Below are 16225 nucleotides of genomic sequence, written 5' to 3'. Positions count from 1 at the left end.
TCAGATCAGTATTTTTAAAATAAACAGCGCCAACACTATAACCAGCATACTAAACAAATAGTATTGTACTTTGCCGCTTTGAAATTTACGTGCAAAATTGCCAATACTTTGCACTATTGCCGCCATTAAATGCAAAAATCCGTCAACAATATGGCGATCTGTCCAGGCGGATAACGTAGCAATGAAACCGCTTATACGCGTTAGCCAATGCAGTAAACCGTCAATAACCTTACGGTCTACCCAAAAGCAGGCACTGCCAAACCACAATACCGGTTTAACAATGATGCGTTTATAAATATCATCTATATACCATTGATTGTATGACAGGCGATAAAAAAAACCGCTTTGCGGAAATGAAAAACCATTTGGCTTGATATAAATAGCATAAGCCGCATAAAGCACAAATAAACTTAAAATGTTTACGCCTGCCGGAATAATAGTATGATAGATGTTTTCGCGAACCAGAAAGTTGGATGGTTTTAACCCATTGAATAACCAGGCTTGTTCATATAACAGCGGATGAAGTGAAAACAGCGGAAACAAGCAGCAGATAGCCAGTAAGGTCAACGGCACCTTATATTGCCAGCCACCATCGTTGATGTGCAGCTTAATATCAGGATAGTTTTTTAGCAACCTCAATTCGCCAAAAAATACTTTTACTATGAGCCGGGCCACATAAAATGCGGTAAGCCAGCTGGTGAGCAAAGCCATAACCGGGATAATCTTAAACCAACCAGCCCTGCTTTCGCTCCATTCAAATGCCTGGATCAGGATGCCATCTTTTGACAGATAACCAGATGTAAGCGGCAAACCCACAAGGGCCAGACCACCAACTATAGCAATAATAAAAGTAAGCGGCATTTTTTTACGCAGCCCGCCCATAACTGATATATCCTGCGGATCTATATCCAGATTATTATCTTCCTTAACATGCTGCATCTGGTGGATGACGATGCCGGCAACTAAAAACAGCAGGCATTTAAAAAATGCGTGTGTCGCCAAATGAAACAGTGACGATGCATAAGCCCCTACGCCCATAGCCAATATCATAAAGCCTAACTGCGATATGGTAGAATAAGCAAGGATCCGTTTTAAATCGTTTTGGGTAAGGGCGATGGTGGCCGCCATAAAAGCCGTAAGACAGCCAATAACAGCTAAGACCGTAAGCTCTGTTTCTGTAAACATAGGGTATACCCTGCCCAATAGAAATACTCCGGCGGCTACCATGGTTGCCGCGTGGATCAATGCCGAAACCGATGTTGGCCCCTCCATAGCATCGGGCAGCCAGGTGTGTAACGGGAATTGGGCCGACTTAGCAGCTACCGCTAAAAAGATACCTCCGCAGGCAATATACTGCCATAAGGCCGGTAATTGCCCGGTTGGCGCAACCCACAAGCCATTGTTGATGACCGACTGCGCAATTAAGCCTTTTTCGGCAAAAAGCTGGTCAATATCAAAAGTGTGGTATTGGGCAAACAGAATAATGATAGCCGTTAGTAAACCAATATCACCAATGCGGTTCATGATAAAGGCCTTTTTGTTGGCCTGTACGGCTTTATCTTTAGTAAACCAAAAACCAATGAGCAAGTATGACGAAAACCCAACCAGTTCCCAGGCTGCATAGAACAACACCAGGCTATCAACCACCACCAGGGCCAGCATACTGAAACAAAAGAAACTGAGATAGGTAAAATACCGGGCGTATCTTTCGTCATGCTTCATATACGCGGTTGAATAGATGTGTACCGGCAAGGCAATTAACGATACCAGCAATAACATGAATGCCGAAAGGTTATTTAATAACATCCCGGCAAAAACCTCGGTTTTACCAATGGTAAACCATATATGCTGCGCATGTACCGGCTGAATATTCCATACCCCCACAAAAACTTTAGCCGATAATACACAGCTCAATAAAATGGCTGTGGTAGATACCCAACCGGCTGCTTTACTTTTTACCGGCAAGCAAAAGTTTATTAAAGCAGCAAGAAGCGGCAATGTTACGGCCGCAACAGTATAATTTAATATTTGTATGGAATGTAAAAAGCCTTCCAATTTATTTTGTTATGATAATTGCTGTATGTTCATTCATCGTCATATGCTCTATGCAGTTATCCTTCAATCCCGCAGTTTATTAATATCATTCGGATCAATTGTTTTATACCTGCGATATACATTCAGTACAATAGCCAGTGCCACTGCAGTTGTGGCCGCTGCCAGTACAATGGCAAACAGGGCGAATATCTGGCCGCTGTTGTTGGCTTTATCATATTTGCCAAAGGCCACCAGGTTTAAAATAGCCGCGTTCAGTATCAGTTCAATCCCTATCAGTATCTGGATAGCGTTATGTTTAGATATGATCATATACAAGCCGATACAAAACAATGCTACGCTTACTACCATAAAATCGGTGAGTGTGATCATGCCTCGCCCTCCTTACGCGACAGGTGGGCCGCCCCAACCAGCGCCATCAGCAATAAAACAGATATCGCCTCAAAAGGCAGCAAATAGCGGGTCATTAAATTAATGCCGATATTATCGATCATGACCGCATTTGGCGTTATCTCATTATTAAGGCCGACCGACTCTTTTACCCATTGCAGGTTATCGGCGTCGGCTTTTAAAACCACGTTGAACAGCACAATAAAAAACAGTGCTGCTAAAAGCATGGCGGGTAGCTTATTGAGATTGAGGAATTTCCCCTCCCGCTTTTGCAAAACATTCAGTGTTTCTTTACCCGACAGCATAAAGGCGAACAGGATGAGCACCAATATGCCACCTACATAAATAACCACCTGTGTTACGGCCACAAAATCGGCCAGGGCAAGTACATATAGCCCGGCCAGGGCAAACAGGGTCACAAAAAATACAAATATGCTGCGTACAAGATTTTTACTTGCTGCAGCATACAATGCCGAACCAATTGCTACAAAGCTTAAAAAATAAAAAAGCAGGCGCGCTAAAGTCATGCCCCGCCCTCCTTTTTTTGCATGGCAGCCTGTTTAGCGGCTTGTTTTTCGGCCTGTTGTTTATCAAACAGGGCGCGTTTTTCGGCAGCATCCTCCGGCGACATGTCTGAGAACTGATAGGTGAGATCACTCAATTGGAATACCGTTTTATCGTACTGATTGGTCATTACAATGCACTCCGTAGGGCACACAATAGTACACAAGCCGCAGTACATACATTTGGCCATATCGATATCAAACTTGGCGGCATACAGACGCTTGGTTGTACCATCAGATGTTTGGCCAATGGCCTCAGTGGCTTTTATAGCTTCAATATCAATGCAATTAACCGGGCACACTTTGGCGCAAAGATCACATACTATGCAATCATCCATTTCCACATCCAGCTGGTAACGGCCAACTTCGGGCACGGGCAACTGCTGTTTGGGGTATTGTATGGTATTGGTGCCTTCCAGTTGTTTAAAATAATTGTCGTCGCTCACGGTAATGATCTTCCTGTCGGCATTGGACGCGAAAAGGTGCTTCACAGTAAGGCTTAAACCTTTCCATGCCGTTGCAAAACCGTTAATTACTCTTTTAAACATTTACCGTTTGTCCGTATTACTATGTTGATTTATATAATTTTTATACTTCTTATCTTTTTTATCTCTTATCCGCTGATGTTGTGCTTCATCTTCTCACCCTGTTTCCAAAATCCCCTTACATCAGCCATAGCCTCCATATGCCTGATATGAGCATACATACAAAGGCGAGCGGGGTTAATACTTTCCAGCAAAGGTTCATGAGCTGATCAACCCTAAAACGGGGCAATGTCCACCTGATCCACATTTGCACACCAACCAGGGCCAGTGTTTTAAGGCTTACCCATAAAATGCCCCACGCCATACCTGTAGTCCAGGTGGCCAAATGTACGGGGCCTATATTAGGCAGCGGCGTATTCCAGGCCCCCAAAAACAGGATCACCCCGATCATGGATACCAGGAACATCATAGAATACTCTGCCAAAAATACCAGTGCAAACCTGATACCTGTAAATTCTGTATGGAAGCCTGCTACCAGTTCCGACTCGGCCTCGGGTATATCAAACGGGGCACGGTTGCTTTCGGCAAGCGAGGCTATGAAATAAATAATAAATGCAATAATGAGATGCGGTGCCTGGAATATATTCCAGCTAAACAGCCCTCCTATGGCTGACACATCCCAAAAACCGGCGAATTTTATCTTTTCAACTGATAAAATGCCCTGTTGTGTGGCAACCTCCTGTAAGTTGAGTGATTGCGCGATCATTACTGCTGATATAATAGCAAAACCCGCAGGTATTTCATAGGAAATGATCTGCGCGGCCGACCGCATGGCACCTAAGATGGAATATTTATTGTTTGATCCCCAACCGGCCATCAGGATGCCCAGGGTTTCTACAGAGATGATTGCGAAAACATAATATATACCCAGGTTTATTTTTGAAGGGATAAGTCCGGGTGCCCAGGGCAATGCGGCAAAGCCCATATAAACAGCAATAAAAATTACAGCAGGGGCCAGCATAAACAGCCATTTATCGGCAGCGGCGGGAATGATCAGCTCTTTCTGGATCATTTTCAATATATCGGCCAGCGTTTGAAGTGAGCCAAATTTACCCGTTTCAGTAGGGCCCAGCCTGTCTTGTATAAACGCGGAGATCTTACGCTCGGCATAAACCCCAAACAGCGCAAAAAAGGCCGAAAAACTAAACAACCCAACAGCAACAATAAAATATGTAAAATAAAAATTCAAGGGTTCGTTTGCTTTAAATGCAAACTTAATAAATGTTATAATATTTTAGGCGATAAGTTATATTAAGTTGGTGGGATTTATAGGTGAACGACTTATCACCCGAGGGAAAGATGAGGCAACAAAAACCGCTTCCAGGCCACTCTATCATTCATTGCAATTGTTAGTAAGGTTGAATTTTATGGGAAACTTTTTATTTATAACCCTAAAATGCACAGTGCCGGGATGTAACATAAAACCCTTGTAGCGTTCATGTTCACGCGCATGAACACCGTGAACATTCATGAACACCTGATAATCAATCACTTGAATTTTAGACCCTAAAAAGTTAACTACACTTTACCAAATCATTGGCTGATATGAAGGTTGATTTTACCGGTGCCGAGAAAAATAAGGAAGCATGGTGGTCAAAATCAGCCGTATCATCAGTAGTAGTATAAAATTTGTTAACTCCGTTTTTGGTCAGCTTTGTTTCTATTTCAGGGTGCCTTGTTAAATAATCAACCAGGCTTTTAGCTACAATGTCTCCTTGTGCCACCACTTTAATATGCGCAGGCAGGCTGGCTTCTATTTTTGCCTGAATTAAAGGATAGTGGGTACAAGCCAACAAAATAGTATCAATTTGAGATGATTGCTTCATGATCTGATCAAGATACAGTTTCACAAAATAATCGGCCCCTGGTTGGTTATACTCGCCGTTCTCAATAAGCGGAACCCATAGCGGACAAGCTTGCTGATGGACTTTAACGTCTGGAAAAAAGTTTTGGATCTCCAAAAGGTATGAGCCGGATTGTACTGTTCCGGTTGTGCCCAGTACGCCAATTTCTTTTGTTTTGGTATAATCGCCAATAACTTCGGCAGTGGGGCGTATTACACCCAGTACCCTTTTTTCCGGGTCGGTATTTTTAAGATCATGCTGCTGAATAGTGCGCAATGCTTTGGCTGATGCTGTATTACAGGCCAGTATAACCAAAGGGCACCCTTGTTCAAAAAGCCACTGCACACACTCCCAGGTATATTGATGAATGGTGTTGAACGAGCGGTTACCATAAGGCGCGCGGGCATTATCGCCCAGGTAAATATAATCGTATCCGGGAAGCTGTTCAATAATTGATTTAAAAACAGTAAGGCCCCCAAAGCCTGAGTCGAAAATACCAATAGGTTGCTGATGCATATGTACAAAAATAAAAAAAGCGTCCCGTAAATACAGGACGCTTTTTTTAAATGACTAATAATTGATTTTACTTTAACCCTAATTTAAGTTTTACAGCTGCCATCAGGTCATCAGCATCTGGTGATACCAATAAACTTACCTGTGAAGAATCTAACACATAGGTGTATCCTTTTTCTTTGGCAACAGCAGTTACAGCAGCAGTAGCTTTATCAAAAAGCGGTTTACCCAGCTCATTCTTTTTAGCTTCTACTTGTTGCTGAGCTGTATTTTGATAATCCTGCATACGTTTTTGTATATCCTGTAACTCAGTGGCTTTTACCGTACGAACAGCATCAGTCATGGTAGCACTGGTTTTCTGAAATTCAGTTCCCTTGGTGGTGTACTCATTATTCATGGTGGTAAGCTGATCAATAAATTGTTTTTGATAAGCCTGAAGCTGAGTTGAAATGGTTTTGGTTTCTGGCATCAAATCAATCAGCTGGTTAAAATTAATATGCCCAATTTTGGTTTGCGCATTGGCAAAGTTGCCCGCAAATAAAATACCTACCGCAACTAAAGCAACTTTAAATAGTTTTTTCATTTTTCTTGTCCTGTGTTTAATAATAGTCTGTTTATTTATTGGAAAATTTATTTAGCAAATACTCCGGGTTTAAGCCCTAATTTTGTTATAACATCGGCACTTTTATCATACCGCGGATTAGCATACAGCATCATTACTTCGCTGTTTTTATCAAATACCATATCCAGGTTATCACCTTCGGCAACTGCTTGTACAGCTTTAGACACGCGATCCTGAATTGGTTTAATTAAAGAACTACTCTTTTGTGAAAGCTCACCATCGGGCCCAAATTTTTGGCGTTGAAAATCCTTGGCGGCTTTTTCTTTATCTACAATTTCGGCTTCACGGCGTTTCTTCATATCGGCTGTCATCAAAACCTGATCGGCCTGGTATGCTTTGTACAACCTGTCGATCTCCTGAAAACGCCCGTCAACTTCTTTTTGCCATTGATCAGATAATGCAGCCAGTTGCTTTTGCGACGATATATATTCAGGTATATGTTTTAATATATACTCCGAATCAACGTACGCAAAACGCTGTGCGTAAGCCCCTGTGAATGCTGTTAACGTTAAAAACGCTATTAAAATTATCTTCTTCATAAATCGCAGTGCAAATTAATTAAATCCGCCGGATAAACTCTGAGAAATTGTAAAATGGAACTGTCCCCTGTTTGCGTCAGGCTGACCTGGTATTTTATCAAATCCGTAGCCATAATCTAATCCAAGCAATCCAAATATAGGTAAAAATATTCTCGCGCCAACACCTACTGAACGCCTAACATTAAACGGATTGAACTGGCTGAAATTATTCCAAACGTTACCACCTTCGGCAAATGCTAACAAAAATATAGTTGCCGATTGGCTTGCAATAACAGGGTGGCGCAACTCAAGCGTGTATTTATTATAAATGGTGCTACCTGTATTAGTATTCTGATTTTCGGTTGAACCTTCGGGAACGATGGAGAAGTTTTGATAACCCCTTAACCCGATAATTTCACTACCCTGCAAAAACTGATAGCTCTGCATACCATCACCACCCAGCTTAAAGCGTTCAAATGGCGACGGGCCTACGTCTTTATTATACATACCCAGGAAACCAAACCTCACCTGCGACATCATAACAAATTTACCAACCAGCTTAGAGAACCATTGCGCGTCGTATTTAAATTTATAATACTCAACAAAGTGGTAACGCTGCTCGGGCGTGGCGATCTTGTAATTGATGCTGTTAAATAGTGAATATGGTGGCGTTGCCTGTATGGTGAATTTAATATTTGAACCCTGTGTAGGGAAAATAGGTGCATCAATAGAGTTACGGGTTAATTCCTGCGTTAACTTGATATTGTATGATGTACCGTTGGTAAACAGGTAACCAGTGTAGTTATCCAGGTTATAGTGGTCAACATTTAATGAGTAGTTTAACTGGAAGTAGTTATCTGGCCATTTTAAGCGTTTACCCAATGTTACACCTACACCATTTATACGCAGGTTATTATAGTAAGGGCTTGATTTAGGATAATACTGCCCGGTTGAGCTGCCTTGTGTGTATGCTGATAATGCAAAGTAAATAGGCTTTTTGCCGCCTAACCATGGCTCAGAGAATGTGAACGAGAAGTTCTGATAAGTTCTTCCGCTCGACTGACCTCTTAAGCTTAATTTTTGCCCGTCGCCTTTAGGCAGCGGTTTATATGCTTTCAGGTTAAAGATATTCCTTAAGGAGAAGTTGTTAAAAGTAAGCCCCAGTGTACCCACCAGCTGCCCGCCACCAAAACCACCTGATAGTTCTATTTGGTCAGACGGCTTTTCAACCACATTGTAAACCAGGTCAACTGTACCATCCTGCGGGTTAATGTTAACAGGTTTTGGTTCGGTTTTTTGCTCATCAAAATTACCCAGCTGTCCAATTTCGCGTGAGCTGCGGATCAACAGCTCTTTGTTGAATTTTTGGCCCGGTTTGGTTTGTATCTCACGCATAACCACCTTATCGTTGGTTACATCATTGCCTTTTAAACTTACGCGGTTTATGGTATACTGCGGTCCTTCATATACACGTATATCAAGGTCAACCGTATCGTTATAAACTTTTACCTGTACCGGGTCGGCAGTGTAAGTTAAGTAACCGTCATTCAAATAAAGTGATGAAACATCATCATTACTTGGGGTTGGCCCAACAAGTCGCTTGTTTAGCTCATCCTCGCTAAATACATCTCCTTTTTTAACATGCAGTATCCTGTTCAGCAGCTCGGTTGAGTATTTGGCATTGCCAGACCATTTGACGTTACCAAAATAATATTTAGGCCCTTCGTAAACTTTAAGCTTTACATTAACGGTTTTATCATCGTGGCTCCAAACGGAGTCGCTCAAAATTTCAGCATCGCGGTAACCTTTATTTTGCATCGCTTCAACCAGGTTTTGTTTATCTTCTTCATACTTATCCTGTTTGAATTTTTTTGAGCCAAATAAGTTATACCATTTTTTTTCACGGGTTTTTTTCAAAAACTTCTTCAGCTTGCCTGCGCTAAATGCTTTATTCCCTTCAAAAATAACTTCGTTTATTTTAACCTTTGTTTTTTTATCAATAGCAACGTCAAGTATTACACTGTTGGCATCTCCCGGATCTTTACGCTGTGTAAGTTTAACAGTAGTATTTAAAAAGCCCTTTTCGCCAAAATGCTTTTTAATAATAGCAGTAGTTGTATTTATTAAATTTTCATTTACAATTTTTCCTGTCCTGTCGTTCAGTTTTTTCTGTACGTCCTCAATTTCACCTTTACGAATGCCTGTGATGTGCATACGCGATAAACGGGGCCTCTCAGATACGGCAATTTCCAGGTATATGGTATCCTGGTTAATTTTAGTAATGTTTAATTGAACATCGTCAAATAAGCCCTGTGAGTACAGGGTTTTTATAACTTCGGCATTACGCTCACCCGGTAGGTTAATACGGTCGCCTTTGGTTAATTTTGAAAGCTGGATCAAAATATCCTTATCCAGATACTTTGCTCCACTAACAGAAATGCCCCCAATAATATAGTCCCGGGGATTAAGATAACTTAAACTATCAGCCGGTATCGATTTTGTCAGTGGTGGTCTCTGCATATTGGAAACCTGGGCAAACGCCGCGGTACCAAAAACAGAGAAAAAAATAGCAAAAAGAAATTTATACATTCGAATATTTTAGTGGGCTAAAAATAATTTATACAGTTGTTAAAAAGTGTTAAAAGTAAAAATTTAGTTCACTTGCTCACTTGTCATACCAAAACGGCGTTCCCTTTTCTGGTAATCAAGTATAGCTTCGTACAAATCTTCCTTTCTGAAATCGGGCCAAAATTTGGGTGTAAAATACAGTTCAGCGTAGGCAATTTGCCATAATAAATAATTACTTATACGATATTCGCCGCTGGTTCTTATCAGCAATTCGGGGTTGGGCATATCACCGGTAAATAAATTACGCTCAAAAACCTCTTCATTGATATCGGCAATATCCATTTCGCCGTTTTGTACCTTAACAGCTATGTTTTTAGCTGCGCGCACAATTTCACGCCTTGAACTGTAGCTCAAAGCCAGTGTAAGTACAACTCCGGTATTATTTGCGGTTTTTTGCATGGCGGCGGTGAGCTCTCTAAAACACTTTTCGGGTAACATCTCCAGGTCGCCGATAGCATTCAGCTTGATGTTATTTTTCATAAAGCCTGCTATTTCTTTATGAATAGTGCTTACCATAAGCTCCATAATGGCCATAACCTCCAACTTGGGCCGGTTCCAGTTTTCAGATGAGAAAGTGTATAGTGTAATGTATTTTATACCTAACTTATCAGCACCTTCAACCACATCCCTTACAGATGTTACACCACTATGATGGCCAAATACTCTTAGTTTGCCTTTTTCTTTTGCCCAGCGGCCATTGCCATCCATAATTATAGCAACATGCTGAGGCAGCCTTAACAAATCAATCTGATCCAAATATCCCATACTATTTATTATCAAAAGCTGCTCCTGGGCGCCCGTAAAAGACATGCTTGTGTTTAAATTTTATCAATGCTATGTCTAATAAAAATATTTGCTTTAGACTAATTAACGTTAAAAATCAACCAGCTAACAACGTTCTACATTAGCCGGTTTGCCAGTTTTTTCAGGGTACAAAGGTAAAACTTACTTTGTATTTTTTTAGTATGCTTCATGAAAAGAAAATGTTATTATAAATAATGTATCAAAATGATGTGAAAAGCCTGTAAATAACATTTTATATGGTAATATATTATATTTATATGCAACCTTAATGAAAAAGCCGGGTACCAAAATCATAAATGATCATGGCGCCCGGCCTTTAACCAGCTTATTTTAAGCTACAAAATACGGCTATTAATAAATACCTTTTTGTTTAAGCATGCTGATGTCCTGCTTGTCAATATCAACAATAGCATAAGTAGCTACATTGGTTATGTTGAGCTCATCTAAAACGTTAACCAGGTCATTATACACAGAATGATCTGATGGTTTAACCAGTACGATCATATTTTTACCGGCCTTATCCCGTACCATCTTTCCGGTTTCAAGCAAAGCCTTGCGAATACCATCTTTATTAAACCCTGTGATTGTGGGGCTTATAATGGGATTCTTCAATTCGCCCAGGTACCACATCACCTGGTTATTTTTACCAATGCAAACAGTAAAGCTGCGGCTTGGCCCAACCGCTTCCTTTTGCGGACCAACGGGCATAGCCAAATCCATGGCTTTTGGTTTTGACAGTGTAGTGGTAAGCATAAAAAAGGTGATGAGCAGAAATGCCAGATCAACCATGGCGGTGAGGTCAACACGGATATTCTTTTTTTGGCGCCCGTGTGCACCACCAGCTTTTTGTGAGGAGAGACTTAATTCGGCCATGATTGTAAAGTTTAAGGTAAAACATCAAACCAACAGTATTAACTACTGTGTTTAAACATAAAACGAAATTTAATTTTAAATATTACTACAAAATAAAATTTAATTCTGTTTATTAACAATGAACCGAGATTAATAATAACAATTTTGGGTTACGAAAGTAAAGGAAATACTAAGGCCGATAAAGAAGTAGGTATCCCTCGGTTTAAAGTCGCCACGTTGCGAACCCGCTGGGTTGGCGGGCAGGCCTATCTCGGGCGAGCGGTCTGATAAGCTTCTGGGCACTGCGTTGGGTATCATTCTTTTATCAGCATATACACCGCTAACATCATCAAGGTAGTCTGTAAATGTGTACCTGTAGCCTATATCACCGCCGGCGGTCCACTTGCCGCTAAAATTATATTTTAAACCCACGCCGTAAGGTATTACCACTGTAGTTTTACCATACCTTGTCGGTTGAGCTTCGGTTCTTAAATTGCGCAGGCTATAGGTTTTCCCTTTATAATCGGCACGCGGTGTATAAGCGGTTAAACCAATACCGGAATATATATACGGCGTGTATCTGTTAGGACCCGCATCAGGGATATATTTCATAAAGTTAAATTCGCCGGTCAGGCTTATTTCCTTCATAGGATCTTTAAAGCTCAGATTGCGGTTACGGAACTGCTGGCTGCTGGAGTTGGCATCGGCAGCACTTATCTTACTAAAAGCAAAATTTAATTTTGCTGACAAATAGCCATCAAAGTTGCGCTTTACAAACAAGCCGCCCATTGCGCCACTCACTTTAACAGGATTATCAGGATTAAGATCGCCTATATAACCAGCGCCACCAAGGGTACCGCCAACCTCCCAGGTTTGTGCCTGTAAATGACATGAAAAAAATAAAAAGAGTAGAACTACTGCAAATTTAGGCATTCAATAATTTAGTAATTACGCGCATCCAAACCCCATAATAATTTGTTTCGTAACGTAGTTAAATAACTTTCATTGTTTAACCGGATCAAATTTAGCTGAAAATCGGCTTTTTGAACATGAAATTTTACGGTTTCGTCTAAAACAGCCACACGCGAATCGCATGATACCAGGTAGTTTGCATTACGGCTTTCCACCTCAAAACACAAGCTACTGTTATCGGGCAGTATGATTGGACGCACATTAAGGTTGTGCGGCGATACCGGAGTGACTACTATACTATTTGATTGCGGGAATATGATAGGACCGCCACAGCTTAACGAATAAGCTGTTGATCCGGTTGAGGTTGATATGATGATACCATCGCCCCAGTATGAATTTAAAAATTCATTGTTTAAAAACACATGGGTTATGATCATGGCGGCGTCATCGCGCTTATGTATGGTTACATCGTTAAGAGCAAAATTGTCGTCGCCAAAAATTTTTAATTTTGAATTTATTGCGAGCAGCTCGCGGCAATCAAGCGTAAATTGTTTGTTGACAACCGCGTGTATAGCTGCAGTAATATCATTTTTATTTACACTGGCTAAAAAACCAAGGCGCCCAAAATTAATACCGATCACAGGGATGCCCGAATCACGGATCACCGTTACCATATCAAGCAGTGTTCCGTCGCCACCCAACGTTAAAAAAAGGTCGATAAACCCTTTTAACGAATCGGTACTTTGCAATACGTTATATTTTACCTTACTTATTTTATCCTGCAAATACTCATTGAGCTGATGATGGACATATATTTCGACGCCATGATGCGCCAGGTTGTCAAATACCTGTTGAATGTATGGTATTACAGATGGGTCATTGAACGGCCTGCCGTAAACTGCTATTTTCATGGTTGATGTTCATTGGTACATTTGTTCATTAGTTCATTTGGGGAATAAGTTCAGTACTAATAAACCAACGAGCCATTGAACTAATGAACCTTTTATAAATTAAGGTAATTCATGAGGGAATCATAACGATCCCTTGCATTATCATTATGGTCTGTATTATTATAGGTAGCCTTTATATCGTATTCATAGCGTAAAAAGGTAGCAACGATGGCCGAGATATCCTGCTTGTTTACCTTTAAGGTTACCTCCATCCTGGTAGATTCAGGAAATGTTTGAACGTATGAACTAAGGATCTGGGCATTGTCAGATTCTACGATCTGGGCCATATGTGCCAGCGAATTATTTTTATTATTGATCTCCAGTACAATGATACCGCCCGGTTCAGCAACCGAAGTGATCTTTGCCAGGTATTCAGTTATGGCATTAATGGATATAACGCCAAGGTAGTTCCTTTTTGCGTCAAGCACCGGCACAATAGTAAGCTGGCGCTCATAAAACATGCGTATAACATCATAAATATGCTGATCTTCAAGTACGTAAGGGTTTACCTGCGACAGGGCCAGTGCTCCTACCGCTGTTTGATAATCACTTTCGCCTATCAGGTCGTCTTCGGCAACCAACCCTAAAAATTGTTCTTCATTCACAATGGGCAAATGTCTGAGGCGAAACTCTACCATACGGTCAAGTACTTTCTGTATAGTATCTGAAGTGTGTACCGGCGGAATTGCATCAGCCATCAGTTCAATTGCTATCATGATGTTAAACTTTTAGTTTTTCCAAAAAAGCATTTAACAGTTTATTAAACTCTTCGGGATGTTCCATCATTGGCGCATGCCCGCATTTATCAATCCAATGCAATTCGGCATCGGGCAATAACTCACTAAACTCTACCGCAACTTCGGGCGGTGTTATTTTATCGTTTCTGCCCCATATTAATGATACCGGAAGGTGCATTTTGTGCAGATCCTTCTTCATATTGTGGCGTATGGCTGATTTTGCCATTGCCAGCAGCCTAACTACACTGTGCCTGTCATTAATTAACTTATATACGTCATTAACCAGTTCGTCGGTTGCCACTGCAGGGTCATAAAAAGTAAATTGTACTTTTTCCCTTACAAAATCAATACTCTCGCGCCTCGGGAACGATCCGCCAAACGCATTTTCATATAAACCAGAGCTACCGGTCAATACCATCGCTTTAACATTTTCAGGATGGGCTAACACGTAAATCAATGCCACATGCCCCCCCAATGAGTTACCAAGCAGTGTTATATTGCTCAGTTGTTTAAATTTAATAAATTTATGTACAAATTTTGACAGACTCTTCACTCCCGTGGTTAAAAGAGGCATATCGTAAATTGGCAATATGGGTATTAATACGCGATATCTTGATTTAAATTCTTCAACAACGCCATCCCAATTGCTCAATGAGCCCATTAAACCATGTAACAGTAGCAGTACCTCACCTTCGCCCTCATCGATGTAACTAAAACCATGTTCCTCTTTAAGCACGAAATCCATATAAAATTTTAATGTTAATTTTTATAAATCATCTATACCAAAATTAAATTCAGTATAAATTCTGTTATTACGCCATAAAATTACTTTATTACGGCTGAGTTACAACAATTATAGCAATAAATTTATCAATGTTTTTTTAAGAACAGAGATAATATTTATTCCCCGTTAGCGGTTCAGCAAGTTTGTTTTTTTTATTAACATACCGTCTGTTAGCTCTTCAACCAAAGTTTAACCTAATAATTGTCTTACAACTTCTGATATAGTTTTTCCGTCAGCTTTGCCGGCAAGTTCCTTATTGGCAGCACCCATTACTTTACCCATATCACTAACAGAAGTTGCCCCTATCCTGCTGATGAGCTCCTGAAGATAACCTTCAATTTCAAAGCGCGTCATTTGCTGCGGCAAATAAGGTTCAATTACCTGCATCTCTTCCATTTCTATCTCGTAAAGGTCTTCCCGGTTTTGTGTTTTATAAATATCTGCCGATTCTTTACGTTGTTTGATCAATTTTTGAAGCACTTTAATTTCTGCTTCAGCGGTTAGTTCCTCTGCCGCTCCTTTTTCGGTTTTGGCCAAAAGCAAAGCTGATTTTATAGCCCGCAGACCTCTTAAACGGTCGGGTTGTTTGGCCAGCATAGCCAGTTTTATATCCTGGTCTATTTGATTTATTAATGACATGTATAATTGATTAGTGAATTTCTTATTATTAATCCTTCATCATTTGCATACCCGTGCATCTGAAATTATGTATCTATTACTTTCTGAATATAGTGCCGGCGTTAGCCTGCGCTGTTGGCATTATTACCAGGTCATTTATATTCACATGAGCCGGGCGCGACGCTACAAACCATATTGTTTCGGCAATATCAGCCGCAGCCAGGGGCTCAAAACCTTCATAAACCTTTTTTGCCCTTTCCCTGTCGCCCTTAAAACGCACCTCCGAAAACTCTGTTTCTACTGCACCGGGATGTATGGCCGTAACCTTTATACCATGCGGCAATAGATCAATGCGCATACCTTTATTTAACGCATCAACGGCATGTTTAGTAGCGCAATACACGTTTCCGTTGGCGTATACCTCTTTGCCGGCTATTGAACCCAGGTTTATAATATGCCCGTAACCATTGTTGATCATCCAGTTTGACACAACACGGCTTACATAAAGCAAGCCTTTAACATTGGTATCTATCATGGTTTCCCAATCGTCATAGCTGCCTTTTTGTATGGGATCAAGCCCCTGGCTCAGGCCTGCATTGTTGATCAGTACATCTACCTTTTTCCACTGACCGGGCAGCCCTTCCAGGTTTTCAATTACCTGCTCACGGCTACGAACATCAAATGACGATACAGCTACCTCGATATTATGCTTTTCATTTAAATGACCGGCCAGTTTTTCCAGGCGGTCAAGCCGGCGACCGGTTAATATCAAATTATACCCCTCACGCGCAAACACATGTGCACAAGCCTCGCCAATGCCAGCGGTGGCCCCGGTAATTAAAGCTATTTTAGTCATGATAGTAGATAACTGTAGCAGCGAAATTATGTTTTTT

Annotated in this window: 17 protein-coding genes; all 17 read right to left on the bottom strand. The window is 40.9% G+C overall.

What is annotated here, in order from left to right; translation table 11 throughout:
* The 17 genes from nuoL to J2W55_RS02245 all read right to left on the bottom strand — a co-directional run bounded on the left by nuoL (position 1) and on the right by J2W55_RS02245 (position 16188).
* Positions 1–2055: an NADH-quinone oxidoreductase subunit L gene (nuoL, locus tag J2W55_RS02325; RefSeq protein ID WP_310091488.1), complete on the bottom strand. Its 2055-nt coding sequence runs from the start codon at positions 2053–2055 to the stop codon at positions 1–3.
* A 63-nt stretch (positions 2056–2118) separates the two neighbouring features.
* The gene (nuoK, locus tag J2W55_RS02320; protein ID WP_310091486.1) at positions 2119–2424 is read right to left on the bottom strand and encodes an NADH-quinone oxidoreductase subunit NuoK; all 306 of its coding nucleotides are present in this window, start codon (positions 2422–2424) and stop codon (positions 2119–2121) included.
* On the bottom strand, positions 2421–2969 hold the full coding sequence (locus tag J2W55_RS02315; RefSeq protein WP_310091484.1) for an NADH-quinone oxidoreductase subunit J family protein: 549 nt from the start codon (positions 2967–2969) through the stop codon (positions 2421–2423). The genes nuoK and J2W55_RS02315 overlap by 4 nt, the downstream gene beginning before the upstream one ends.
* Positions 2966–3553, bottom strand: coding sequence for a 4Fe-4S dicluster domain-containing protein (locus J2W55_RS02310; protein WP_310091482.1), 588 nt, complete (start codon positions 3551–3553; stop codon positions 2966–2968). The genes J2W55_RS02315 and J2W55_RS02310 overlap by 4 nt, the downstream gene beginning before the upstream one ends.
* Positions 3554–3668: 115 nt before the next feature.
* Positions 3669–4739: a complex I subunit 1/NuoH family protein gene (locus tag J2W55_RS02305; RefSeq protein WP_310091480.1), complete on the bottom strand. Its 1071-nt coding sequence runs from the start codon at positions 4737–4739 to the stop codon at positions 3669–3671.
* Between the two features lie 325 nt (positions 4740–5064).
* Positions 5065–5910: a glutamate racemase gene (gene murI / locus J2W55_RS02300; RefSeq protein WP_310091477.1), complete on the bottom strand. Its 846-nt coding sequence runs from the start codon at positions 5908–5910 to the stop codon at positions 5065–5067.
* A 67-nt stretch (positions 5911–5977) separates the two neighbouring features.
* On the bottom strand, positions 5978–6490 hold the full coding sequence (locus J2W55_RS02295; RefSeq protein ID WP_310091475.1) for an OmpH/Skp family outer membrane protein: 513 nt from the start codon (positions 6488–6490) through the stop codon (positions 5978–5980).
* A 47-nt stretch (positions 6491–6537) separates the two neighbouring features.
* Positions 6538–7068: an OmpH/Skp family outer membrane protein gene (locus J2W55_RS02290; protein WP_310091473.1), complete on the bottom strand. Its 531-nt coding sequence runs from the start codon at positions 7066–7068 to the stop codon at positions 6538–6540.
* A gap of 15 nt (positions 7069–7083) precedes the next feature.
* Positions 7084–9636: an outer membrane protein assembly factor BamA gene (gene bamA / locus J2W55_RS02285; RefSeq protein ID WP_310091471.1), complete on the bottom strand. Its 2553-nt coding sequence runs from the start codon at positions 9634–9636 to the stop codon at positions 7084–7086.
* A gap of 63 nt (positions 9637–9699) precedes the next feature.
* Entirely contained in the window at positions 9700–10440 is a 741-nt protein-coding gene (gene uppS / locus J2W55_RS02280) for an undecaprenyl pyrophosphate synthase (protein ID WP_310093460.1), read from the bottom strand.
* Positions 10441–10830: 390 nt separating this feature from the next.
* Complete coding sequence (locus J2W55_RS02275) at positions 10831–11352, bottom strand: ExbD/TolR family protein (RefSeq protein WP_310091469.1); 522 nt, start codon at positions 11350–11352, stop codon at positions 10831–10833.
* 129 nt (positions 11353–11481) lie between these two features.
* Positions 11482–12264, bottom strand: coding sequence for a type IX secretion system protein PorG (porG, locus tag J2W55_RS02270; RefSeq protein WP_310091467.1), 783 nt, complete (start codon positions 12262–12264; stop codon positions 11482–11484).
* 8 nt (positions 12265–12272) lie between these two features.
* Positions 12273–13154 carry an NAD kinase gene (locus tag J2W55_RS02265; RefSeq protein ID WP_310091465.1) on the bottom strand — a complete coding sequence of 294 codons (882 nt, stop codon included), beginning with the start codon at positions 13152–13154 and terminating at the stop codon, positions 12273–12275.
* A 92-nt stretch (positions 13155–13246) separates the two neighbouring features.
* Positions 13247–13909, bottom strand: a complete 663-nt coding sequence (locus J2W55_RS02260; RefSeq protein ID WP_310091463.1) for a CBS domain-containing protein — start codon at positions 13907–13909, stop codon at positions 13247–13249.
* Between the two features lie 4 nt (positions 13910–13913).
* Positions 13914–14675, bottom strand: coding sequence for an alpha/beta fold hydrolase (locus J2W55_RS02255; RefSeq protein ID WP_310091461.1), 762 nt, complete (start codon positions 14673–14675; stop codon positions 13914–13916).
* Positions 14676–14903: 228 nt separating this feature from the next.
* The gene (locus J2W55_RS02250) at positions 14904–15353 is read right to left on the bottom strand and encodes a GatB/YqeY domain-containing protein (RefSeq protein WP_310091459.1); all 450 of its coding nucleotides are present in this window, start codon (positions 15351–15353) and stop codon (positions 14904–14906) included.
* Between the two features lie 76 nt (positions 15354–15429).
* Entirely contained in the window at positions 15430–16188 is a 759-nt protein-coding gene (locus tag J2W55_RS02245) for an SDR family oxidoreductase (protein ID WP_310091457.1), read from the bottom strand.
* Positions 16189–16225 lie beyond the last annotated feature (37 nt).

Origin of the sequence: Mucilaginibacter pocheonensis, from assembly GCF_031456535.1 — a bacterium.
Taxonomy (GTDB): Bacteria; Bacteroidota; Bacteroidia; order Sphingobacteriales; family Sphingobacteriaceae; genus Mucilaginibacter; species Mucilaginibacter pocheonensis.
This window is presented reverse-complemented; position numbering and strand designations above follow the sequence as displayed.

What these genes read in the sequence shown, in the direction of transcription:
- nuoK (WP_310091486.1), bottom strand. Translation starts at nt 2,424, where the DNA reads ATGATCACACTCACCGATTTTATGGTAGTAAGCGTAGCATTGTTTTGT.
- J2W55_RS02315 (WP_310091484.1), bottom strand. Translation starts at nt 2,969, where the DNA reads ATGACTTTAGCGCGCCTGCTTTTTTATTTTTTAAGCTTTGTAGCAATT.
- J2W55_RS02310 (WP_310091482.1), bottom strand. Translation starts at nt 3,553, where the DNA reads ATGTTTAAAAGAGTAATTAACGGTTTTGCAACGGCATGGAAAGGTTTA.
- murI (WP_310091477.1), bottom strand. Translation starts at nt 5,910, where the DNA reads ATGCATCAGCAACCTATTGGTATTTTCGACTCAGGCTTTGGGGGCCTT.
- J2W55_RS02295 (WP_310091475.1), bottom strand. Translation starts at nt 6,490, where the DNA reads ATGAAAAAACTATTTAAAGTTGCTTTAGTTGCGGTAGGTATTTTATTT.
- J2W55_RS02290 (WP_310091473.1), bottom strand. Translation starts at nt 7,068, where the DNA reads ATGAAGAAGATAATTTTAATAGCGTTTTTAACGTTAACAGCATTCACA.
- bamA (WP_310091471.1), bottom strand. Translation starts at nt 9,636, where the DNA reads ATGTATAAATTTCTTTTTGCTATTTTTTTCTCTGTTTTTGGTACCGCG.
- uppS (WP_310093460.1), bottom strand. Translation starts at nt 10,440, where the DNA reads ATGGGATATTTGGATCAGATTGATTTGTTAAGGCTGCCTCAGCATGTT.
- J2W55_RS02275 (WP_310091469.1), bottom strand. Translation starts at nt 11,352, where the DNA reads ATGGCCGAATTAAGTCTCTCCTCACAAAAAGCTGGTGGTGCACACGGG.
- porG (WP_310091467.1), bottom strand. Translation starts at nt 12,264, where the DNA reads ATGCCTAAATTTGCAGTAGTTCTACTCTTTTTATTTTTTTCATGTCAT.
- J2W55_RS02265 (WP_310091465.1), bottom strand. Translation starts at nt 13,154, where the DNA reads ATGAAAATAGCAGTTTACGGCAGGCCGTTCAATGACCCATCTGTAATA.
- J2W55_RS02260 (WP_310091463.1), bottom strand. Translation starts at nt 13,909, where the DNA reads ATGATAGCAATTGAACTGATGGCTGATGCAATTCCGCCGGTACACACT.
- J2W55_RS02255 (WP_310091461.1), bottom strand. Translation starts at nt 14,675, where the DNA reads ATGGATTTCGTGCTTAAAGAGGAACATGGTTTTAGTTACATCGATGAG.
- J2W55_RS02250 (WP_310091459.1), bottom strand. Translation starts at nt 15,353, where the DNA reads ATGTCATTAATAAATCAAATAGACCAGGATATAAAACTGGCTATGCTG.
- J2W55_RS02245 (WP_310091457.1), bottom strand. Translation starts at nt 16,188, where the DNA reads ATGACTAAAATAGCTTTAATTACCGGGGCCACCGCTGGCATTGGCGAG.